At 62.9% G+C, this 22,534-nt stretch carries 21 protein-coding genes and 1 pseudogene; 10 read left to right on the top strand and 12 right to left on the bottom strand.

Annotation, left to right across the window (positions count from 1 at the left end):
- Positions 1-87: 87 nt before the first annotated feature.
- Positions 88-672 carry a TetR/AcrR family transcriptional regulator gene (locus tag AC0QSG_RS14815; RefSeq protein WP_024476687.1) on the bottom strand — a complete coding sequence of 195 codons (585 nt, stop codon included), beginning with the start codon at positions 670-672 and terminating at the stop codon, positions 88-90.
- 105 nt (positions 673-777) lie between these two features.
- On the opposite strand from AC0QSG_RS14815, the gene AC0QSG_RS14810 reads away from it, so the two are divergent.
- The 6 genes from AC0QSG_RS14810 to AC0QSG_RS14785 all read left to right on the top strand — a co-directional run bounded on the left by AC0QSG_RS14810 (position 778) and on the right by AC0QSG_RS14785 (position 6,471).
- Entirely contained in the window at positions 778-1,737 is a 960-nt protein-coding gene (locus AC0QSG_RS14810; RefSeq protein WP_199732620.1) for an MFS transporter, read from the top strand.
- 30 nt (positions 1,738-1,767) lie between these two features.
- Positions 1,768-1,995 (top strand): hypothetical protein, encoded by a 228-nt coding sequence (locus tag AC0QSG_RS14805; RefSeq protein WP_197425747.1) that lies wholly within the window; start codon positions 1,768-1,770, stop codon positions 1,993-1,995.
- Entirely contained in the window at positions 1,992-2,681 is a 690-nt protein-coding gene (locus AC0QSG_RS14800) for an NAD(P)-dependent oxidoreductase (RefSeq protein ID WP_024476688.1), read from the top strand. Before AC0QSG_RS14805 ends, AC0QSG_RS14800 begins: the two co-directional genes overlap by 4 nt.
- Before the next feature lie 49 nt (positions 2,682-2,730).
- Positions 2,731-3,585 (top strand): helix-turn-helix transcriptional regulator, encoded by an 855-nt coding sequence (locus AC0QSG_RS14795; RefSeq protein WP_024476689.1) that lies wholly within the window; start codon positions 2,731-2,733, stop codon positions 3,583-3,585.
- A gap of 503 nt (positions 3,586-4,088) precedes the next feature.
- A complete protein-coding gene (locus tag AC0QSG_RS14790) occupies positions 4,089-4,820 on the top strand; it encodes a helix-turn-helix transcriptional regulator (RefSeq protein WP_051317669.1) in 732 nt (243 codons plus the stop codon).
- A gap of 682 nt (positions 4,821-5,502) precedes the next feature.
- The gene (locus AC0QSG_RS14785; protein WP_101852925.1) at positions 5,503-6,471 is read left to right on the top strand and encodes an IS481 family transposase; all 969 of its coding nucleotides are present in this window, start codon (positions 5,503-5,505) and stop codon (positions 6,469-6,471) included.
- A gap of 230 nt (positions 6,472-6,701) precedes the next feature.
- On the opposite strand, the gene AC0QSG_RS14780 is transcribed toward AC0QSG_RS14785, so the two are convergent.
- The 3 genes from AC0QSG_RS14780 to AC0QSG_RS14770 form a co-directional block, all read right to left on the bottom strand.
- Positions 6,702-8,309, bottom strand: a complete 1,608-nt coding sequence (locus AC0QSG_RS14780; RefSeq protein ID WP_024476692.1) for a recombinase family protein — start codon at positions 8,307-8,309, stop codon at positions 6,702-6,704.
- A 390-nt stretch (positions 8,310-8,699) separates the two neighbouring features.
- Positions 8,700-11,666: a Tn3 family transposase gene (locus tag AC0QSG_RS14775; RefSeq protein WP_475375956.1), complete on the bottom strand. Its 2,967-nt coding sequence runs from the start codon at positions 11,664-11,666 to the stop codon at positions 8,700-8,702.
- Between the two features lie 78 nt (positions 11,667-11,744).
- Positions 11,745-12,317: a recombinase family protein gene (locus AC0QSG_RS14770; RefSeq protein WP_271395996.1), complete on the bottom strand. Its 573-nt coding sequence runs from the start codon at positions 12,315-12,317 to the stop codon at positions 11,745-11,747.
- Positions 12,318-12,804: 487 nt separating this feature from the next.
- Between AC0QSG_RS14770 and AC0QSG_RS14765 the strand changes: the two genes are divergently transcribed.
- The 4 genes and pseudogenes from AC0QSG_RS14765 to istB all read left to right on the top strand — a co-directional run bounded on the left by AC0QSG_RS14765 (position 12,805) and on the right by istB (position 14,867).
- Complete coding sequence (locus AC0QSG_RS14765) at positions 12,805-13,302, top strand: hypothetical protein (RefSeq protein ID WP_475375940.1); 498 nt, start codon at positions 12,805-12,807, stop codon at positions 13,300-13,302.
- 5 nt (positions 13,303-13,307) lie between these two features.
- Positions 13,308-13,787, top strand: coding sequence for a hypothetical protein (locus AC0QSG_RS14760; protein ID WP_475375941.1), 480 nt, complete (start codon positions 13,308-13,310; stop codon positions 13,785-13,787).
- A gap of 127 nt (positions 13,788-13,914) precedes the next feature.
- Positions 13,915-14,094: pseudogene (locus tag AC0QSG_RS14755) on the top strand (hypothetical protein); the annotation flags it as partial.
- Positions 14,095-14,138: 44 nt separating this feature from the next.
- A complete protein-coding gene (istB, locus tag AC0QSG_RS14750) occupies positions 14,139-14,867 on the top strand; it encodes an IS21-like element helper ATPase IstB (protein WP_475375955.1) in 729 nt (242 codons plus the stop codon).
- A gap of 930 nt (positions 14,868-15,797) precedes the next feature.
- Here the strand turns inward: istB and AC0QSG_RS14745 are convergent.
- The 8 genes from AC0QSG_RS14745 to AC0QSG_RS14710 all read right to left on the bottom strand — a co-directional run bounded on the left by AC0QSG_RS14745 (position 15,798) and on the right by AC0QSG_RS14710 (position 22,529).
- Positions 15,798-16,892 carry an IS110 family RNA-guided transposase gene (locus AC0QSG_RS14745; protein WP_475375954.1) on the bottom strand — a complete coding sequence of 365 codons (1,095 nt, stop codon included), beginning with the start codon at positions 16,890-16,892 and terminating at the stop codon, positions 15,798-15,800.
- Between the two features lie 197 nt (positions 16,893-17,089).
- Positions 17,090-17,881: an IclR family transcriptional regulator gene (locus AC0QSG_RS14740; RefSeq protein ID WP_475375953.1), complete on the bottom strand. Its 792-nt coding sequence runs from the start codon at positions 17,879-17,881 to the stop codon at positions 17,090-17,092.
- A 56-nt stretch (positions 17,882-17,937) separates the two neighbouring features.
- A complete protein-coding gene (gene phtC / locus AC0QSG_RS14735; RefSeq protein WP_475377325.1) occupies positions 17,938-18,684 on the bottom strand; it encodes a 3,4-dihydroxyphthalate decarboxylase in 747 nt (248 codons plus the stop codon).
- Positions 18,684-19,916: an NAD(P)/FAD-dependent oxidoreductase gene (locus AC0QSG_RS14730; protein WP_475375952.1), complete on the bottom strand. Its 1,233-nt coding sequence runs from the start codon at positions 19,914-19,916 to the stop codon at positions 18,684-18,686. The genes phtC and AC0QSG_RS14730 overlap by 1 nt, the downstream gene beginning before the upstream one ends.
- Positions 19,917-20,111 carry a ferredoxin gene (locus AC0QSG_RS14725; protein WP_013603014.1) on the bottom strand — a complete coding sequence of 65 codons (195 nt, stop codon included), beginning with the start codon at positions 20,109-20,111 and terminating at the stop codon, positions 19,917-19,919.
- A 16-nt stretch (positions 20,112-20,127) separates the two neighbouring features.
- Entirely contained in the window at positions 20,128-20,466 is a 339-nt protein-coding gene (locus tag AC0QSG_RS14720; protein ID WP_475375951.1) for a hypothetical protein, read from the bottom strand.
- The gene (locus tag AC0QSG_RS14715) at positions 20,463-21,062 is read right to left on the bottom strand and encodes a 3-phenylpropionate/cinnamic acid dioxygenase subunit beta (protein ID WP_013603012.1); all 600 of its coding nucleotides are present in this window, start codon (positions 21,060-21,062) and stop codon (positions 20,463-20,465) included. The genes AC0QSG_RS14720 and AC0QSG_RS14715 overlap by 4 nt, the downstream gene beginning before the upstream one ends.
- A gap of 3 nt (positions 21,063-21,065) precedes the next feature.
- A complete protein-coding gene (locus AC0QSG_RS14710; RefSeq protein WP_475375950.1) occupies positions 21,066-22,529 on the bottom strand; it encodes a Rieske 2Fe-2S domain-containing protein in 1,464 nt (487 codons plus the stop codon).
- Positions 22,530-22,534: the final 5 nt, after the last annotated feature.

Raw genomic sequence — 22,534 nt, 5'->3', positions numbered from 1 at the left:
CAAGAGTTGGCGTCACAAAGTTCGAGGGAACTTTCGGAGTTCGGTTCGATGAAGTGACTAGTCTTCTCGGCGAACTTCGTGACCTGATTACTGCCCGATGAGTCTTCGGGCAGCGGTGACGACGGAGGCACGGCGGCGTGCGTGTTCGGCGTCGCTCTCGGCTCCGGTGATCATGCGGGCGACCTGCGGTACCGCTGACCACCATCCGGCGAGTGAGAGCACGAGGAACATCAGGTGGTCGGCGTCGAGGTCGCTCGTTACTGTGCCCTTGGCCTGTCCGTCGGTCATGGCGGCGACTTTGTATCCGTAGTATTCGCGCCGCTCGGCCTCGTCGGGTACTTCGGTGTCGAAGACGAGCCCTTCCCAGCGCATGAGCCTGCCGAGTTCGGGGTGCTCGCGGTGGTAGTCGTAGACGCGCCCGGCGTAGTCGCCCACGTCCTCGGTTGCGAATGATTCGACGGGCACGTCGCGGGCTACCTTCGCCAGTTCCTCGCGCAGTACGGTGGCGAAAAGTCTGTCCTTGCCCCCGAAGTGCGTGTAGACGCGCTCCTTGTTCACCCCGGCGGCCTTGGCGATGCGCTCGATGGTCGTGCCGTGCGGCCCGTGCGCGGCGAACTCGGCCACCGCCGCGTCGAGGATGCGGCGCTTCCTGCCCTCAACATCCCAGCCCATCGTTCCCACCTCCCGTCTCGTGCGGTAAACCCAACGCTCACGTTGCGTCTTCGCGGTTAGCCTACTACAGTCAAATCCAACGGAAACGTTGGATTTGGAGTGGTGGTGTCTGCGAACTCGACGGAACAGATAGCGGGAGCAGGCGAGGCGCGCGAGCACCCGGCAGGGAACGGCGTGGTCGTGCTGCTCGTGGTCACGGCGCTGCTGGTGCTCACGCAGTTGTACGCGGCAATCCCGCTGATCGCCCCGATCGGTGCGGAACTCGGCTCTGATGTGACGTTCGCGCTCTCGACGGTGTTCAGCGTGTGCTATGCGGTCGGGTTCCTGATCTGGGGGCCGTTGGCCGATCAGTACGGGCGGAAGCGGATCATGCTCATCGGCCTGGTGTATCTCACCGTCGCGACCATCGCCTGCGGCTTCGCCTCCACGGTGCCGATGCTTGCTGCGCTGCGCGGGGTGCAGGGGGTGATGGCGTCGAGTTTCGCGCCGGTTGCGCTCGCGTATCTGGCCGAAGCGACCCCGCTGAAGCGTCGGGCAACGGCGATCGGGGCCATGTCGACGGCATTCCTCGTTGCCGGGATCGCAGGCCAAGTACTCGCCTCCGCGCTCAGCCTGACGTTGGGCTGGCAGTGGGTGTTCATCCTCTCCGGCATCATGCTCGGCCTCGGCATGATCGGCGTCGCCGTGCTCGTCACCGAGCCGCACAGTCGCAGAGACGATGCGAGCCTGGTGCGTCGCTTCGCCGTAGTCGGGAGGGTCGCCACACGCCCCTCGGTGCTGCTACTGAGCCTCGCGCACCTAACGCTGCTGTTGTCGTTCGTCGGCATGTACACCGGCCTCGGCCCGCACCTGACCGACCTCTGCCTGGACTCATCGCAGGTGATCTGGCTCCGCCTCGTCGGGCTGCCGGGCATGTTCGCCTCCCTCTTCGCGGGCGCTATTGCGAAGCGTCTCGGCGGCGCGGGGGTTGCACGTGCCGGGTTCGCCCTCGCCGCGATTGGGCTGCTGATCGAAGCCGCACTCTCGGCATCCCTCGCGGGCACGGCGCTGGCGAGTCTCGTGTGAGTCACTGGGGTCGCGCTCGCGGTGCCCGCGATGATCACCCTGTTCGGCGAGACCGCCGCCCCGAACCGGGCCGGTGGGATGGCGCTCAACGGATTCGTGCTGTTCCTCGGTGCCAGCGTCGGCCCACTCACTGCCTACCTGGGCTTGGACTTCCCGATCCTGCTCGTCAGTCTCGCCGCGCTCATGGTGCTCGCCGTCGCCAGCCTCACCGGGTTCGCCCGACTCACCCGCACGCCCGCTTCGGAGGTACCTGTATGACTCGCATCCTGATTCTCGGCGCGACCGGGCGCACCGGAGCCGCCATCCTCGCTCATCTCCCCGCAGGCATCGAGGCGACCGCTGCGCTGCGCGATCCGGCAGACACCACGCGGCTCGCCAAGACTGCTGCATCGCTGACCTCCACGGTCGTGAACATCGCTGAGAACGCCAGTCTCACGCAAGCAATGCACGGCATCGACGTCGTCATGAACGCGATCCGACTGCGTGAGGACATCGCCCCGACCGAACTCGTGGCCGTACATGATCGACTCATCGAGGCAAGCACCAAGGCCAACGGCGCTCCGGCCCGGATCGTCACGGTCGGCGGAGCAGGAGCACTCCGACTCCCTGGAGACAGACGGTTCTGGCAAGACCCCCGGTTCCCAGAACCCACACTGCCGCGCGGGAGAGCACACGCCATGCTGCGCGACCACCTCGAAGCGGGCAACGCAGGATCAGAATGGGCGTATCTGATCCCGCCGCCCGTCTACGAACCGGAGGGGCCGACGACAGCACGCTGGGAACGAGTCTCCCCTTCCACAGACGAGACTGCGTTCACCCGACAAGCGATCAGTTATGCCGACTTCGGAGCGGCAGTCGCGGAGACTTCCACCAAGGACGACACTCGCACGCAACTCATCGCATGGCCCAGTGAACTGACAGAAAAGCACCCGATGAGTGGATAGGCGCATCTCCCCGCCGTTGTCGGCTCGGACACGGACGACGCATCGACCTGTGGGCCTGGCGGCGTACAACGTTGTCCGGCTCGTTGTGATCCGTGACGGCACGGCCATCGTGTTCAGCGAGTTCGGACAGCAACCCGTCAGCTTTGGCGACGCGGTGCTGCTGGGGCCGAGCGTGCTGTTCGGCGTCGAACCCGAGGGGCGGGTCACCTATACGACGGTCTACATCGACACCGACATGGCGCTGGATCAGTTCTTCTGGCAACACTCCGCGATCTTGCACGACCGCCTCGACGCCCACGACTTCGCGGGAAAGGTGTACACCGAACCTGCCCAGGTACTGCACCTGGGCCGGGATCGAGCCGGGCGGTTGTTGCCGTGGCTGGACGAGCTGGTCGCCCTCACCGTCGAGGGCAAGTACCTGGAACGGTTCCATCGGATGCAGGCGCTCTGGTTCCTCATCACCGATGTGATCGCGCCGTGCATCCGCGTCTCGACGGTGCGGCTGACCCGGCTGCAACGTGCCCGCGCTCGCCCGTTCTCCGCTCGAAGTCGGGTGCCTGAACCGTTGCGTCGTGAGGCGATGCTGGTGCGCGACGCGCTGCACAGCCGGATCACGCACCCGTGGACGCTCGCGGAACTGGCAGCCCTGGTGCGGCTCTCTCCGAAGCACCTGGTGCGCGTGTTCACGGACACGTTCGGGAAGACCCCGACCGCCTACCTGGTGATGCTCCGCGTGCAAGAGATGGCGCGGCTCCTACGCGAGACGAACATCACCGTCACCGCCACCGGGCAGCGGGTGGGGTGGCGGAGCCGGTCGCGCGCGGTAGAAGCATCCACAGCGCACACCGGAGTGACACCGAGCCGCTACCGAGACATGCGCCCGCTCATGACCGACCTCCCATGACCGAGCCGGTCGCGCTGCCCGGCAAAGTGCCGGAGTGACCGGGAAACGCCCGGCCTGCTCGTCTCCTGCTTCGCCGCGACCGCCGGTGCTTGGTAGGCCGGTTCTTCCCCCTGGTTGCTCGGGGGTGGTCAGAGAAGGGAGGTCGTCATGTCGCTGCTACTCGAACGCCCGGCGACCACGCCGACCGGTCATGAGCCTACAAGGACGCCGCAGTCGCCGCACCCCGCGATAGTGCAGCCGGTCGAGCCGTGGAGTTGCGTCTATGTCACCAGCATCCGTCACCGTCGCATATTGGCGGCGACCGCCTATGACTGTGTGCGCTTCGTGGTCGTGCGCGACGGCTCGATCATCCTCACCGATGCCGATGCCGATGCCGATGCGGGCGGGTCGGCGTCGGTGGGTGATGTGGTGCTGGTCGCCCCGAACGTCGAGTTCGGGTACGAACCCGAGGGCACCGTCACGGTGAGGACAGTGGCAGTGGATACCGATTACTGGTCGAGCAGTTGTTCTGGCAGCACCTCGACGTGCTCGCGGACGGCGAAGCCGCACGCGACCTCGCAACTCACCTGTATCCCGATCCGGTGCAGGTGCTGCGCGTCGGAGAATCGCAGGCCGAACGGCTCGGGCCGATCCTCGATGAACTCGCCACACTCACCGGCGAAGACCAATCGCCGCGCGGCTACTTCCGTGCGTATGCGCTGCTGTTCACGGTGCTCGCCGCCATCGCGCCGCTGGTTCGTCACGCGCCGGTGGAGGTGCCGCCGCTGACCTCTCGGCAGCGGGCCGTGCGGGTCGCGCCTCCCCGGTGGCGGGAGTTCAAGCCGGTGCGCCGCGAGATTATGCGCACGGCGGCGCTCATGCAGAGCAACATCGCCAGGCAGTGGCCGCTCACCGAACTGGACGCGCACGCCTGCCTGTCGCCGAGTCAGCTCAATCGGGTGTTCAAGGACTCGTTCGGGGTGACGCCGCCGGTGTACCTGTCGATCCTGCGCGTACAGGAGATGGCGCGCCTGATCCGCGAAACCGATCTGCTCATCGGCACGATCACCGAACGGGTCGGCTGGTGCCACCACTGCGGGCAAGCCTCGCGCATCTTCCGCCGCTACATGGGCGTGACCCCCATCGAGTACCGGCGCTACGGCCCACCGTCCGCGAGCCGGGCGGGGCCGGGCGTCGGCATCGCCACCGCACGCGCCGACGACTCCCGTGGGAACGGGTGCGCACCTACCTACTGACACCTGCCCACACGACCGGAGGAACCCGACGATGAGCACCGCCACCACGCGACCGCGATACGCTCCGGCGCGCCTGCATGTCGGGGTGGGGGTGACGGTTCCGGCAAATTGCCGGAACCGTGCGACCAGGGCTTTTACTCCCGGCCGGGGTGGTTCCGTCGAATCGGCGGCACCACACTCGCGGGGCGACGGTCGGGGAAAATTTCCCACACCGTCCAGCCTGCGACCTCGGCCCGCTGTGCTGCTCGTTGTGGTTCTCGTGACGGTGGTGGCAAATTGGCACCACCGTCCGACCAGGAGTTTCGCCGTTGCCCCCGCGAACCAAGCCGCATCCGCTGCGACCTCACCGCGACCGTTCACGGTGGTGTCGAATCGCCACCACCGTCGGACCTGCGCTTTCGCTCCGCTCGGCTGGCCGTCACGGGCGCGAACGGTGCCGCAAAATTTGCGGCACCGTTGAGCCGGTTCACGAGGGTACCGAATCGGCACCCCCGTGACATACCCCGTTTGGGGTCGGTCGCAGGTAGCTCCCTGTGGATAAGTCTGCATATAGTACCTCAACTCGATGCCAGGTACTAGATGTACCCGGCCATGAGGTTGGTGGCGTTTCCGGTCTTGTGAAAGGGGAGAACCTCCGGGCTTAGTGGAGATGTCTGACGTCTTCACGAACTCGGAGGTTCTCGTGTCCCACCGTAATGCCCGCTTGACCGTGCACGGCAGGCTGCTCATCGTCCATCGTGCCGGTGCCGGGTGGAAGCAGGCGCATATCGCCGCGGCAATGGGCGTGTCCCGACGCTGCGTGAAGCGGTGGCTGGACCGCTACCGCGCCGAGGGTGAAGCCGGTCTCTACGATCGCTCCTCGCGGCCTCACCACGTCGCCAACCGCACCCCCGATGCCAGGGCCGCGGCGGTGGTCGCGATCCGGAAGAAGGAACGAGTCGGCCGTGACGAGGTCGCGGCCCGCACCGGGGTGCCGGCGCGGACGGTGTCGCGCATCATCGCCCGGTCCGGGCTGCCTCGTCTGGTCGATCTGGACCCGATGACCGGGGAGCGGATCCGCGCGTCGAAGACCACAGCGGTCCGCTATGAACGCGAGCAGCCCGGCGAGCTGGTGCACATGGACGTGAAGAAGCTCGGTCGCATCCCCGACGGCGGCGGGTGGAAGGCGCACGGCAGAGCGATGGGCTCCACAGCCGCCCGGAAACAGACCGTCGTCGGCTACGACTACGTGCACTCCGTCGTCGACGACCACTCCCGGCTCGCATACTCCGAGGTCCTCCCCGACGAGAAGGGCCCGACCTGCGCCGCGTTCCTCGAACGCGCCATCGGCTACTTCGCCGCGCACGGCATCCCCCGCATCGAGCGGCTGATCACCGACAACGCCTGGGCCTACCGATGGTCGCTGCGCGGCGTCTGCGGCGCGCACGGCATCCGGCAGAAGTTCATCAAACCGCACTGCCCGTGGCAGAACGGCAAGGTGGAGAGGTTCAACCGGACCCTGCAAACCGAATGGGCCTACCGGCAACCGTTCACCTCGAACGACGACCGCACCGCAGCACTTGACCCCTGGCTCGAGCACTACAACACTGGACGACGCCACTCAGCCCTCGGAGGCAACCCCCCGATCAGCCGACTGCAACCAACGTCCTGACCCCGTACAACTAGATGTTGTGGTTTGCCTGTCGTACCTGTCTACATGGATACCTCGACGCAGACCACCACAACCACGCCCGAACCAGCCTCGACCGATGCCCCCGAACCACTCGGCGCACGCCTCGCGCGGGAGAGCCGCGCAGCGCAGGGCCTGCCTCCGGTCATCGCTGACCCACGGGTGCGTGAGCAACTGCAAGCCCTCTGCGGCCTGCCGAAGGCGCGGGGGCGTTAGGCGCGCCAGACGAACTCGACCCGATGTGCGAGAATCCCCGCCCGGTACACCTCACGGCGGGCATGAAACGCTTCGACGGTCTCATTGCGCCGCCTCGCCGGTGTCGCGCCGTTCATCCCCCTGGGCAGGGCGTGAACGAGGACGGCTTCAAGGACGAGACTGGCGGCCTGGTGCTGCCACATCGGGGTACGGTCGGCCCACTCCTGTGCGACGGTCGTCATATCAATCGACGGGCCAGTGTGCTCCGGCACCGTGGCGGCGTACTCGCGGCGGGTGCGTTCGATGCGTTCGGCGATCCGTGAGCGTTGCCGCACCCACATCGACTTGTCGATCAACCCGTCGTAGTAGTCATCATCGAGCCGGGCGAGGCGTTCCCGGTCGGCATCGAGCGTCGCGGCAAGCCCCACTCGTGCGGCCTGATCCGCGCCCGGAGACTGGCGCTTGGCGGGGTTGAGGGTGATCTGCTCGAACGTCGCGAGCACGGCTTCCTCCACGAGTTTGGTGAGGTCGCCGGAACGGATCGAGCGGTTGCACCCGCCCGGCACCTGTTGCACACACTGATACACCTGGCCGCGATGCAGCATGGCGCGTCCGCAGGTCGAGCAGCGGATCAGACCCGAGAACGGATACAGCCGTTTCGCCGCCCCACTGCCGGGCTGATGGAAGTTTCGGGCCTGCTTGCGGGCATCGAGCACATCGGAGACCTGCTGCCAGGTGTCCTCGTCCAAGATCGCGGGCCACGCGGCGGTCGTCTGCATCAGGGAGGTTTTCGACCGGGTGCCGTCCGGCAACAACGGTCGATACTCCCGTACCCCCTTGATCGAGGGGTTGCGCAGCACCAGTTTGAGTGTCCGATCCGACCACCGGCACCCGTGCGTCGTACGGATACCCCGCCGGTTCCAGTCGGTGAGAATCCGGTACAACGTCTCTCCGGCCAGCACCCGCCGCGCGGCTTCCCGCACCAACTCGGCAGCCTCGGGGTCGATCACGAGCGTGTGGTTCTCGGCGCGGTAGCCGAACGGCACCTGCCCACCATGCCAAGTGCCCTCGATGGCCTGCTGCTTCGCCGCCCGAGCGACACGGCGGGCGGTGTCGGCTGAGGACTTGTTCGCCATCGCGACCAGCACCCGCGCCATCGCCACATCAGAATCCGTATCCAACCTCAGCGAGCCGGTCACGGAGCGGACGCTGAAGCCGTTGAGTACCTTGGCGTCGATCAGGTCTTCCAAGTCTCTCGGGTCGCGCACCGCCCGATCCAGGTCGTAGGCGATCATCACCCCGGCGCGCTGCTCGCTGAGGTGCTTCAACATCGCGCGGAACTCCGGGCGCACCACGCGCCGCACCCGCTCACCCGTCGGGAGTGTGATCGTGCGCTGCTTGAACGCCGACGTGTCGTTCTCCCGGTACACCTGGGCGACTTCCCACCCGTGCGCTGCCGCATACGCCCGGCAGTCAGCTTCCTGCCGGTCAACACCGCGCTCGGTGCCCTCGGGATCATCACTGATCCGCACATACACCACCGCCCGCAACGACGGCGACGCCTGCGCCGTCGCCTGGTCGTTCGGCTCATTGCCTGCGGTTCGTTCCTGCTGATCGTGGCTCATCTCAGCCACCGCCTTCCTAGCTCTCATCGAGAGGTAGGTGCGTTTACAGAACCTCGGCTAGACGCCATCTACGTTGTCCACCCCGGTCTTGGAAGCCCCACGGCACGCGATCAAGTCCGCGCCTTCGCCCGTGCAGCCAGTGACGCCGGCGTGCGCAAAGCCGTCATGGTCTCGGTACCGGACGTCGGGGGCATGGACGTTGACATCGTCAAGGCCACTGAGCAGTCCTTCCCCGACGCCGGAATCGAACTTACAGTCTTACGCCTTCGATGGTTCTTCCAGAACTTCAGCGAAGACTTCCTCATTGAACCTGTCCTCGCTGGTGCTTTGCGTCTGCCCGCGGGCAATGGTCGGGAAGGGGTGGCTTGTGAAAAAGTGAAATATCCGACGCTAAGGTCTTCTCGAGCGCCGTAGCGGCCTGTATTTGCCGGGTTTGATCTTGTTGGTGCGTGGCCAGGTGTAATCGCCGGTTAGGTTGATATGTTCCCACCCCAGGGGCGAGAGGAACCGCAGCAGCTCAAAGTCCGTGGCGTTACCCTCCTGATCCAAGGTGGTGATCGTTCGGTCGAGATAGACCGTGTTCCAGAGAACGATGGCCGCGGTGAGAAGATTCAGCCCCGAGGCCCGGTAGCGCTGCTGCTCAAAGGATCGATCGCGGATCTCTCCCAGACGGTTGAAGAACACCGCCCGGGCCAGCGTGTTCCTGGCCTCGCCCTTGTTCAACCCGGCCGTCACCTTGCGGCGCAGGTCGGGATCTTGGAGCCAGTCCAGCAGGAAGAGAGTTCGTTCCAATTTGCCCAGTTCCCGCAGCGCGGTGGCGAGCCCATTTTGGCGTGGATAGGCGCCGAGTTTGCGCATCATCAAGGATGCGGTCACGGTGCCGGTCTTGATGGATGTGGCCAGACGGAGGATTTCATCCCAGTGCGCGGTGATGGTTTGCGTGTTGATGGTGCCGCCAATCAGCGGTGACAACGTCGACAACGCAGGATCGTTGGTGGGCGTGTAGAGACGGGTGTCGCCGATGTTTCGGATCCGGGGTGCGAAACGGTATCCAAGCAAGTGCATGAGGGCGAAAAGGTGGTCGGTGAACCCTGCGGTGTCGGTGTAGTGCTCCTGGATCGCCAGATCGGACTCGTGATACAGCAACCCGTCCAAGACGTAGGTTGCGTCGCGGTCCCCGACATTGATGAGTTTGCTGTGGAAGGGCGAATATTTGTCTGAGACGTGCGTGTAGATCATCCGCCCGGGCTCGGCCCCATATTTCGGGTTCACGTGCCCGGTGGATTCGGCATGGCTGCCGGCGCGGAAGCGTTGCCCGTCCGAGGACGAGGTGGTGCCATCGCCCCAGTGCGTACCGAAGGGGTGTGCGTGCTGGGCATTGACCAGCTCGGCCAGGGCGGCGCTGTAGGTTTCATCCCGGATATGGGAAGCCTGCTGGCGGTCCAATTGGGCGTAGGTGACGCCGGTGCATGACTCGGACATCTTGGTCAATCCCAGGTTGATTCCGTCGGCCAAGATTGCGGTGAGCAGCAGCTGCTTGTCCTTGGAAGGTTGGCCGGACTTGAGATTGGTGAAGTGGCGCGTGAACCCGGTCCAGCCGTCGACTTCCATCAACAGATCGGTGATCCGGATTCGCGGGAACATGGCGCTGGCCCGGTCGATCAAGGGCTGCGCGTGTTGTGGCACGATTGTCTCGAGCGGGGTGATCTTCACGCCGCTGGCGGTGATCAGCACCCCGGGCAGTTCATCCCGGGAGGCCAGGGTGTTGACTTGGTGCAGCCGTTCACTAAGCAGGGCGAGGCGATCCTGTAGGTAGTGTTCGCCACCGGTGGCCGTGACCAGGGGTAGTTCCCCGGCACTCTTCATCAGCGTGTAGTCGGAGCCAGCCAGCAGATAGTCATCGAAGTCGCGGAACTGCCGGGAACCGGTGACCCACATGTCTCCGGACCGCAGCGCATTCTTGAGCTCCGCAAGGGCGCAAAACTCGTAGAATCCACGGTCGGTGCCGTTCTCGGCGAAAACCAGAGGCTTCCACCGAGCCCGGATGAATGACGTGGGTGCATCTTCGGGGACCTTTCGGGCACCGGAGGTGTTCATGGTGCGGATGACTTTTATGGCAGCCAACAAGTCTTGCGCTGCGGGGGCTGCCTGGAGGTCAAGGACGGCAAGAAATGCCGGGGTGTAGCGGCGCAGAGTGGTGAAGTGGGCGCTGACGAGGGCGAGGTGGTCTTCGAGTGCGGGCCGGGTCAGTTCCTTGGCTTGGGCAATGCTATCGATCAAGGGTTCCCAGCCGATGGCTGTGTCGATCGCAGCGAAGGGGTCCTCGCCGTTATCCTTGGCTGCGATCAGGGCATCGCCGAGCTTGGAGTGCAGGCGCATCATGGCTGCGACGGTGGCACGGGAGGCCAGGGTGTTCTGGTTTTGTTTGTTCCGGGCGGTGCGAATGATCCGGCCAATAATTCGGTCGTGCAGATCGATGATTTCGTCGGTGACCGTTGCCATGCTTTCCACAGACATCGCGAACAGGGTCGCGTACCGGCGCCCATGTTCAAACTTGGCCAGATCCGCCGCGGTCATCGAGGCACCCTCGCGAGCCAACTTCAGCAACCTGTTCCGATGCACCAGTTTGCCGGCGTCCCAGGGAAGGCAAAGCGCACGCCAGGCCGTGAGCCGGTCGATATGCTCATTCATCGCCCGTGCGTTGGGCCGCAGTGGTGCCTGCCGCAGCCAGCCGATTTCGGTCAGGGAACTATCGGTGCGGCGACGCAACAAACCATCCAGACGGCCTCGGTGCTCTGGGGAGAGTTGGTCGCCTAAGATGGCGTGGATTCGCCGGTTCGCCCGGGTCAGGGCCTGCGCGCAGGCCCTTTCGATGATCCCGACCCCGGGTGAGGCGATCTTCCTTGAGCGCAGGAAGTCCCGCGCGCCTTCGACCAAGACAATGCCCTTGTCTGTTTGCGCGGCAACCTCGCCCACGTGTTGCACGAGCTGGCGAAACTCCGCGATTCCGAACGCGGACATGCCCAGATACGCACGGATCTCTCTACCGTGTTCCTGCCGCGTTTCCCCACGTGTCCCATATTCGTCCCAGGCCTCGGCCGGGATGGCCAGGCGGGCCGCAAGCCATTCGATCATTTCAGTGGGTACTTCGGTGTCGTCGGTCAGTGCGATACCCGGGTGCCGAAGCAGACAGAGCTGGATGGCAAAGCCCAACCGGTTGGCATCTGCGCGGCGTTGGCGAATCAACGACATGTCCGCTTCGCTGAGTGTGTAGTGGGCAGCCAGGTCCTCGGTGCCGGTGGGGATTTCAAGGACTTGGCCGCGTTCGGCAGTCGTGAGCAGGGAACGCAGGGCCATGTCAGAAATCCTTGTTAGTTGGAAGGCCGCAATCTACGGACTTGTCCTGGTGCTGCTGCGGAGCACCATGCCCGCGAGTCATGGTTTGGTCAGGTGCCGGTAGATGGTGGGACGGCTGACGCCGAATTCCTGGGCGATGTGCTCGACGGTATGGGCACGTTTCCCGTCGGCATCCTTTTCCTCATACATTTCCCTTGCCAGCTTGACCTGGCGGGGACCGAGCTTTGGTTTCTGCCCACCGGTCCGTCCGCGTGCCCGGGCGGCGGCCAGCCCGTCGCGAGTTCGTTCGGACATCAGCGCGTGCTCGAACTCGGCGATCGAGCCGATGATCTGAAAAAACATCCGTCCGGCGGGTGAGGAGGTGTCGATGCCCTGATCCAGGACCACCAGGTCGACGCCGCGCTCCTGCAGCGTCTTGGACAGGTCTATGAGGTTTTCCAGCGACCGCCCGAGCCGGTCCAGCTTCGTGACAACGAGCTGATCGCCGGACCGGTTGGCCGAGAGCAGTGCCTTGTCGAGTTCGGGCCTGCGGGCGAGTTTCCCCGAGGCGGTGTCGAGGAACACCTGCTCGCACCCGGCCGCGCGCAGGGCATCGTGTTGGGCTTCGGGGTGCTGATCGCGTGTTGAGACACGCCCGTATCCGATTCGCATCACCAAAATGTATCACCAACCCGGTTGAGCGTTACATTGCCGCGTACACGGCAAGCGTTACAAAATTTGCCGCGGGAATCCGCGGGCCAAGAATCCGGAAGAAGAGTGTCTCGAGAACGATCGTTACTGGACGCGCATCTGCTTAGCGTCGGATATTCGAAGCAATCATAGGTTGCCCCTGATCAGACCAAGAATACGTAATTGGCTTCCTACTTCCTGTGGATTAGCCAAAAGAACCTTAGGCTGCCTTCGATCCGCTGCTTCACTCGCCATTTTGACAAACACCGATTAATTTTCGTGTTTTTTACAGTACCCTCATGCTAGGGTGGCCTAATATTTAATAGATCACACAGGTTTAGAAATGGGATAATGTGATGAGAAAAAGACTAAATCATGGGGTCTAATAGGCGTCACTGCGTTGATTGCTGGACTACTTGTGCCAACCACCGCTTATGCATCCAATGCTCCTGAGACAAGCGGGGGCGGGGTGAGTTATTCCGATCAGGCCACACTGAATATCTCAACTGGTGAATTGACATTGACCGGCGCCAGCCTTTCCGACGTTGAATTCGGACCGGCCCCTGTAGAGATCAAACCCTTTGCCACCGGTGCTGTGAAGACTGCAGGAAAATGCCAATACAAACATGGTGGCGATGATCCGCATGTAACGAGGGGTGAGGTGTCCTCTCACGGGTGGTGGGAGATCGTCGTTAACAATGGGTGCTCTGAAAAAGCAAAGGTCAAAACAAGGTTGCAAGCATGGGGGTGCGTGCTGGTCGTCGGATGCGGCTGGGTGACTGAGAAAACAAGCATCGCAACTTCAATCAAACCAGGAACCGCAAGGCGGGCCAACGTCCGCGTGGCCTGCGCATCGACCAAAATCGTGGGTTGGCGCAATCTGGTTGATGTTGACTTGGAATGGAAGGTAGACCCTGCCGGCTGGGATACCTTAGGCACGAGAAACCTTGCTTGCTCCCCAAGGTGATCGATATGGACTTTGACGACGTGACTTACATGCCATTCGGCTACGATGAACGACATCCGAAATGGCCTGCCGGGCCTATCGACTCAGCAGCCGTCATTACCGCAGTCGGCGCGTGGTGCGACACGGGGTCCAACCATCAGACTCGACCTGGACGGATGTACTTCCCCGTCGAAATCGATGAGTTTGTTGAAATGTCCGATGGGACACGCATTTCCATTCGGTGGGATCGCGGAATCACTGTAGCTTGGGATGCCGAAGGTGACAAAGATGTTGGTTTGTCACAGCAGGAATTGCTTAGTCACCTCGAAGGGGGACTACTCCCGGACGAGGGAGAAACCGAAGACGTCGGAGCGCTACGCTCGTGGCACGAATATTCGCTACTACTCCGTGCTCTCGGAGTTTCTGTAAACGCCGAGCAGCTCCGACAGCTCCCCTATCTCACTGAATACTCTCCAGAACTATCGAGACTCTTGAATTCGCCCTAGTACCGGCAATGATGGCAGGAAATTGATGGTCAGAGATGGTCGCAAATCATCTCTGACCATCAACTCCCATCCATGCAGAATGGATTCGACAGTGTCCGGTGAAGTGGTGGAACTTCCTTAACACCTTCTCGACCGCACCATCACCACCTTGAATCAGGAGGGCAACGCCACTGACCCTGACCTGCTGCGGTTCCTCGCACCCCTGGGATGTGAACACATCAACTTCACCCGCGACTACTCCTTGCCACGCACCAACAAGATCAAACCAGGCAAATACAGACCACTACGGCGCTCGAGAAGACCTTAGCGTCGGATATTCCCCTTTTTCACAAGCCACCCCTGGAGGCGCTGATGCGGCAGCTGAAGATGCCCCACGCCCGCGCCCTGGCACCGGAACTGCTCGCCACCGCCCGGTCCCAGCGCTGGGAACCGGCCGAGGTCATCAAGGCGCTGCTGGCCGAGGAAACTGCCGGCCGGGCCCGGTCCATGCTCGCCACCCGGCGCAAGGACGCCGGCTTCCCCACGGGCAAGACCTTCGATATCTGGGACGAGTCGCTGTCCTCGATCCCGGCCCCGACGCAGCAGGCGCTGCGCACCCTGGAATGGGTCCACCGCAAGGAAAACCTGGTGGTTTGCGGGCCCTCGGGCACGGGGAAGACCTTCTTCCTGGAGGCGCTGGGCCAGCAGGCCGTGGAGGCGGGGCTGCGCGTTGCCTGGTTCACGCTCGAGCAGCTCGGGGCGCTGATCCGCTCGCACCGCACCGACGACACCGTGAACCGGGCCGTGGCCCGGGTGCTGCGTGCCGAGCTCGTGGTCGTCGATGACATCGGGCTGCTGCCGGTTTCCGTGGACGCCGCCGAGGGGCTCTACCGCGTGGTGGATGCCGCCTACGAAAAGCGCTCCGTGGCGGTTTCCTCGAATTTGCACCCTGCGGGCTTCGACGAGCTGATGCCCAAGACCCTGGCCACCGCGACGGTGGACCGGTTGCTGCACCACGCCCACGTCTGCCAGACGACCGGGGAGTCGGTGCGGCTGACCCAGGCGCTGGGCGGGCAGGGGGTGGCACCCTTGTCCAGGTAGATCCAGGAGTGGCCGGCTGCCGTCAACCATGCGGGCAGGCAGCCGGCCGCCCTTGGGCAGAAATGATGGCCATCAGTGGGATTTTTTGCTGGCCGTCCGTGGGCACCTTTTCATGGCCCTTGACATCAGTACCAAGCGAAGATTCCCCTTCTCGTCCCTGTAGAAAGGTATAGCGACTGAAGCCTGCCGCAGTTCCTACATTCGTTTCTCCAAGCTGACTGACCGTAATCAGAAATGTCAGTGAGAGTCGATGATATTGGTTTCTTTGGAGTGAAGTGTCGCGCTCAGTTCACCCCGGCCGCGGCTGGGGCCACTGATGCCGGGGGCCGACAACGAGAAAGGGATCCCTTCGCGGTGCGCCGCTGATGGCTCACGTTTACAGCAACCAACTACGTCCGCCCTGCGACATCTCTAGCATCTCAGGGGCAAGGCATCAGGGTCACCTTGGCGGAGGATTTAAGATCAATGGGTTACTGGAGTAATAAGCGGGACCGACCGCATTGTGGGTTGCAGCCAGCTGATATGTAGGTCTGATTGTCAATAGGCATGGATGAGCGGCTCCTGGCTTTTTGTTCCGGGGGCCGCTCATCGTGTGCCGGCCGGTCGTGGTGACCGGTGGTGGCGAGTCCTTTCTCGACTGCAGTGTCAGGCTGACATTCGCGGGTTGGTTACCGCATGACGATCTGTTCGGCTGGAGCATATCGGTGTCTAAAATCGAGCGTCGGCGGGGGTATGACCCGCCTGCTCATAGCTGGCTCTCGAGTTAGCTCCACTGCTGGCCCATCGCACTTCCACCACGTCCGGGGGCACGTCCAGGGTCAGGCCGCGTTCATCCGTCCTCCTTGTTGGAGCGGGGCGGCCAGGGACCAACACCAGCCGGCGAGCTCGCGGGCGATCGCGGTGTTGGCCTTGACTGACATTTTGTGGCGTTCATCGAAGTGTTCCCACTTGGTGGAGCCGGTGGTTTCCTTCCAGGGCACGGATCCGGGTGGCCGGATCGACAAGATCGAGCTGGCGCAGCAGCCGTTCCCCGGGCCGGGCGTAGGGTCGCCGGTGCTGCCACGCGGCTTCGATGAGGAGTTTGCGGGCGTAGGTATTCCCGGCCTTGGTGATCGGGCCCTGGTGACGGGATTGGCCGGAGGAGTTCTCGCTGGGGACCAGCCCGAGATAGGAGCCGATGGACGAGCCGGTGAAGCGGGTCCAGTCCCCGATCTCCACGGCCAGCCCGAAGCCGGTTGTGACCTGGATGCCCCGCAGACACATCAACGCCTCAATCACCGGGCCGTAGCGGCAGGCCGCGGCCGTGACGGTCACCTGTTTGTCGATCCGCGCCAAATGCCCGGCAAGAAGTTCGGCCTGCTCGACATCAGCCTGATAGGTGAACTGCAGCGCCGGTTCGTCAAAGTGTTGGCGGTGCAGCCACAGGGTGTGTTCCTTCGTCCATCTGGTGTCTTTGGGGTAGCGGATGCCGTGGCGCAGCAGGATCGCGTTCACGTGCTGGCGGGCGTGCGCGAGATCCTTGGCCGTGCCCGAACGCAGCCGGGACAGATCCCGCAACGCTTCCTCATCCGGGTCCGGGACCCGTACCTCGGTAACTGAGCCGACCGCAAGCATCTCAGCCAGCACACGGGCGTCCCGCCGGTCAGTCTTAATCCGGTCCCCCGGAGCCCGCAACAGTTTCGAGGACGCTGCAACCACGCAATCGATGCCCGCGGCCCGCAGGTACCGGGCCAGAACGAACCCGGTCGGGCCGGACTCGTAGACGACCGTGACCGGCGGCTGATAGCGGCGAACCCACTCCAACACCGTCGCAGGGTCTGAGGCCATCGTGTGGCCGCTGACTTCACCGGTGTCCGGGTTCAGTGCATGGCCAACGACGTTGACCGCGTGAACATCCAGACCAATGAAAGTATGCTCAAACATAGCCGGGACCTCCCAAACCTCACATGTGGCACTACCATTGCACTCCCGACGAGCCGACAGGCCAAGGGAGCCGCCAATGGCAACCCACGAACTCTGTGACACCGGTGGCCCCGGCCCTCGACCCAGGTCCCCTGTCGCTCACTGCCCGTCCGGATAAAGGACATCACCGCCGGGAATCAGGTCCCCGCAGCGCCGCCCCCTCCAGTAGGGAGCGGATCCCGTCCGCCGGCGCTGCCGGGACCGCGCGGCGATAATGTCCCGGCCCCGGACGGGCAGTACTGCATCACACTTCATATCGTCTAAAGCAGCAGGCCTTGCAAATTTTCAGCGGCGACGCGGATCATTCCCCCAAGTTCGGCGCGCAACTTGTCCGACATCCGGTGGGCCGGTACCGACACATTAATTCCGTAAAGCGTGCCGCTTGGCCCCGTGATCGATACGGCAACGGAGGTTACGCCGTCTTCGCTTTCTTCTTCGCTTGTGGCATATCCCATGCGCCGGATTTTGTCAAGTTCGGCTTCAAGGTTGGCCCGTGACGTTATTGAATTTCCCGTTAAGCCGGGGAGTTCCTGGTTAGGGTACAAGGCCCATAGCTGCTCCTGGGTGAGTCGGCTCAGCATCGCTTTTCCTGTAGCCGTGCAGTTTGCGGGCAACGTGATGCCCTGGCGGGAACCCACTCGAACTGCCCTTGAGCTTTCAATGGCATCAAGGAATTGGGCGTCTGTCCTCTCGAGCCTGGCGAAGTGGACCGTTTCCCCGGTTTGTTGGAACAGCTGTTCGAGCACAGGACGAGCGAGGGTTCTTATGTCCACCTGACGTCTGATGGCGAAGGCGATGGAGCTGAGCGCCTGGCCTGGCTCATAGGCGCGAGTAACAGGGTTTTGCCGCACGAAGCCTCGGTAAAGCAACATACCCATAAGCCTGTGCGCTGTCGACGATGCGACACCGAGATAGTTGCTCGCATCTGTTAACCGGATGCTGGGCTGGGTTTCGAATAGGAGGAGCAGTCGCAATGCATTGTCAACAGATTCGATGGGGTACTGTGGCGGCGGACCGTACTTGGACGCGGCGTCCGTATCTGTAGATTGCATGCCTGATATCGTACCCAGCATGGGTGGGGGTGTCTGTATTCTCCTGTCGGCTAGCTTCACCACGCAGCGTTCATCCGAACCAGTTCGTGTCTCCATGCCGTTTGCGTGTTGAACGACCCGCCGAGGTCTGGCAGTTCCGCCATGTCCGAGTCGGGAAGGTCTTTGAGCGTTCCCCCCGCTGCCGTGACCTGAAGCGACAATCCTGCCAGAATATCCACGCTGATTGCCTGAAGCACTGCTTGCTCTACTGTCTCCGCGGCGCTGGTCAGCCCGTGTCCGCGGAGCAGCACCACAGGGCGGTCACCCATAGCGTGGAGCATTTCCGTCGCCAACTGGCGGTTCCTGACCAGCACCCCTCGGGGATACACGGGTACCCCGCCTGCTGCTAGGCGGGTGCCGGGAATGTCGAAGGCCCCGACGATCGGGCGGACGCCAAGCCCGGCGAGGTCAGCTGCGACAACCCGTGGCGGGTGCGCGTGGACGACCGCGTTGATGTCTGGGCGCTGTCGTAACAGCTCGGTGTGGAGGGGAAGCTCGTTGGGTACGGTGTAGCCCTCTTCCAGTTCGCCTTCAGCAGCGGGATTGCCGTCAAGGTCCACCAAGCGGATGTCGTCGGCTTCGGTGAATGCCAATCCCCGCTCCTGGGAACCCCTACAGCGGACGAGCAATTTATTCTCGCCGATTCGAAGGCTGATATGGCCGAGGATGCCGTCTGCCAGGCCACGGTGTGCCAGCACACGGCATGCCAAAGCAATCGCTTCCCTCTCCCCTGCATGTGTCAGGGGTGGCCGACTCTGGTCCATCATGATGCCGTCAGGGGCTGGGGGTTCAGCATAGGTTCGAGTTTTTCCCGCAGTTCCTGGACTGTGACTCCCGTACCCATCCCACGGCGGCAGGCCAGAAGCGCCTTAGGCCAGTTGACGATGGCGGCACCGCTCAAGTTGATACCGTCGACCGTATAGAGAGCGGCGAAGCGTCCGTGAACTTCCGGATGCCCGATGATAACGTGTTCAGCGTTTCCGCCTACCCGGCCGACCACCTGGATCTTCCAATCGTGTTGATCACTCCAGACGTATTCGACGGGAGTGTAGGCGCGGGGAATCTCTGGATGCGTGATGTTGTAAGCTACGCACGCGGCCTGCTCGACGGCGTTTGTCCAGTGCTCGATTCGGATATCTTCGCCATGTTTTTGGTGCCGCCATCGTGCAACGTCGCCGACGCCATAGACATGCGGGGCGTCCACGGTGCGGCAGTATTCGTCGAGCACCAGACCGTTGTCCACGAGCAGACCCGAAGAACCGAGCCAGGCGTCGTTGGGAACGGCGCCAATGCCGACCAGAATTGTAGCGGCCTCCAGGTTCTGACCGTTGGTAAGCCGCAGGGTGAAAGAGCCCTGTTCGCCGTCGATGGCCTCGACTCCGGTACCAAAGATCGTCTTCACGCCATTGCTACTGTGAAGGTCTCCGAACCACTGTCCGACTTCCGCGTTGAAGATGCGGCTCATAGGGATCGGGAGTGGGTCAATAACTGTCACTTCCAGACCAAGCGCCCGCGCTGTCGCCGCGGCTTCGGCGCCGATGAAACCTGCGCCGACAACGGCCAGATGTCCGCCCTTAGCGAGGTCCGCACGGAGGCTCCGGCCGTCGTCGAGAGTGCGAAGAACATGGATGCCAGGCCGCTGCCCCCACGGCGATGGGCGGGCGGAGGCGCCTGTGGCTATGACCAGGTTGTCGAAGTGCAGAGCTTCCTGACCTTGCAGATTCAGCATGTTTCCTGCGATGTCGATCCCGGTTGCTGCACGTCCAAGTTGCAGCTCTATTCCTAATTCTTGGGCTTGGCCGCGGTCCAGTAGGCAGATGGAGGCTTCAGTTGCTGTACCTGCCAGGACAGTTTTAGACAACGGCGGCTTGTCGTAGGGCAGTTCCGTTTCTTCACCGACGAGAACGATACGTCCTTCGTATCCCTCCAGGCGTAGGGACTGTGCCGTCCGCACGCCCCCGATGGAGGAGCCCACGATGACAGTTACTGTATTCAATTAGTCCTCCACTATCAGGGCGGAAACGGGGCAGCTGCGGGCTGCCTCCACGACCCGGGCTCGGTCAGCCTCGGGTACTTCGGTCTTGAGGAGGACTACGATCCCGTCGTCATCCAGATCAAAATAGTCGGTCGCCCCGACAACGCAGTTGGCGTACCCCTGGCAGGCTGCTAGGTCTGCTTTTACGACTGGCATGCTCAAACTCCTTGGCCTAAGTGTTGCTGTTCTTTTTTAATTGGGGCGGTCGTTCATCCTCGGCGATGAGCGGACCGAATGGATTTCCGATCATGGCCGAAAACGTTGCCGGCGCCTGCCATGTCAGCGCCTCGAGTTCCAGCGGGCACAAAGAAACCCACTGCGCGGAGCGCGGGGATTTGATCATCAGCCGGGAGCCATTGCGGGTCTCCACCCTTGTGATGTGCACCTCGGCAAACTCATTGGCAATCACGATCGGAGCGCCAGTGGCATGCGCTTCCAGCCGGACGCGTTCCTCTGCCGCGCGAATGGCGGCAAGGCGGTCTTCTTCCTCGCCTTCCCAACCAATTTTCATAGGAATATGGCCAGATTCTGCATGCGGATAACCGACTCATCCACCATGATGGTCCGACGCGCCAGTTCCCATCCGGTACCGGTGCGGCGCAGAAGGTCCTCACGTCCGGCGGACACCGTAGCGGCCTCCCGTACATCGCCCCTGCTGCGGAAGAGCAGCACCGCCGAATCAACGATGATTTCGTTCGGGTTATCTGTGCGGAACGTCCGAACGTTCGTGATGTAGTGGCGCAACCGTGAAGGAGGGTCTTCGGTCCAGGCATGCTCTGTGGCAAACCGGGCCACCCGCCGGCTGAGCGAGTACCTGTTTTCATCAAGATGGGCCATACCGGGGGACGTGCTGTAACCGGCACCCAGGGCGGTCGTCACCCGGACGGGCATAAGATAATGCACGTCTTCAGCAATCCGTGCCATCCATGCGTCATAGTCCTGGGCGTCCAGGAGGTAGGCTTCGTCAACCAGCCACCGGTGCGCCTGAAGGTGGAGTGCATCATCGAACGGGAGGGATTCCCCTATCCTCTGGGTGCGTGGGGCATGGCCACCGAGAACAGACTGCTCCGAAAGGGTCTTGCCGTTGCGATCGGTTTCAACGCTCATGGCCTAGGCCTCCTTTGTGAGGATCTGATCGGCCGGGATGGCAGTGTTCCCGACGGCGGCCCGTGAAGGATCCGCCTCGGCAGCCGCGGGTGCCTGAATAGGATCGGTTCCGACGTGCAGCTGGGCCGCTTTCTCCATCGGTCGTTCGAGGTGATCAGCCCACCGCAGCAGGAGTTCACGCTGGTTGTATTCGCTGTAGCCGACCCGCGTGGAACCTGGTCCTGAATACTCATCTGAGGTCAGGGGTTCTACGACGTTCTGCCCGTTTTCCAGCATGCCCATCCGGCTGTTGAGCAGGAGGCGGCGGGCCATAGGGCCGCCCGCCGTGCTGGTCAATGAGACCCAGTTTTCAACGTCGTCTTGTTCAAACATGCCGCCGCTGCCAAAGCACATGAGATATGCCTTGTACGAAAGGGCCTTGAACTCCTCAGAGGCGTTCTTGTCCACGGCAAACCACGAAACGATCTCGGTCTCGTCTTCGCTGATGGGCTGCCATTGGCGGATGGAGATAAACGGCAGGACTTCGTCGGAGTCTTCTTCTACGCGGGGCCAGTTGTGGACGAAGCTCATGTTTGGGAAGACCGATGCGGCCGAGACCATGAATCCGTCCTTGCCGACTACATCGAGCTGCTCCTGGCTCCATTGCTCCTTCATCCGCGCGATCATGTCGTCGGGGTAGCCGACATAGCGAAGCCGTTCCTCCAAGGTGCCCTCGGGAAGCTTGTAGGTGGTACCGCCGCCGTTGCCGGCCCAGTAGGTTGTTCCATCCTTGCGCTTCTCAGCCTTGGGTTCGCGGAAGAGACCGATTTCAACAACTGACGTGTGCGTTTGGGGAGTGTGGTACATGTCGCCGGCGAAGTTTTCGGCGCCGATCTTCCAGTTCGCTTTGACCCGCCACCGCTGAGGGCCCCGGAGTTCGATGCCGTCAGCGCTTTGCTTGGTGTAGTAATCCATGTAGAACTTGAAGTCGCCCAGGAATTCCTCAAGGGGTTCCGCGTCAGGGTCAAGGCTGATGAAAATCAGCCCGTTGTAAGTGCCCAAGGACGGGGCGGGCAGCAGGGTCTGCCCTTTTTTCTTGAAGCCCTCTTCCCCGCCGTAGGCTTCTTTGTGGAACGGCAGACCCACGATGCGCCCATCGTTGCGGTAGGACCAGCCGTGGTAGGGGCAGCGGAAATGCGAGGCGTTTCCCATCTCGGCCCGGCAGACCTGCATTCCCCGGTGGAGGCACATGTTGAAAAGAGCACGGATCTCGCCCTTTTCGTCTCGGGAAATGATGAATGAGTCCTCGAGTACACGGCGCACTACGTAGTCGCCGGCTTCGGGCACCTCGGACTCGTGGGCAACGAAGAGCCAACTCCGTCCGAAGAGGCGCTCCTTTTCGAGCTCGAAGATTTCCTTATCGTTGTAAATGTGTGCAGGAATCATGCCGCGCTGCACGTCCTGGATAACGCTGGTCTGGTCTGTCATGAGAG

The organism is Arthrobacter sp. LT660, assembly GCF_056172845.1.
Note: the sequence above shows the minus strand (reverse complement) of the source record. Positions and strands in the feature narration are given on the sequence as shown.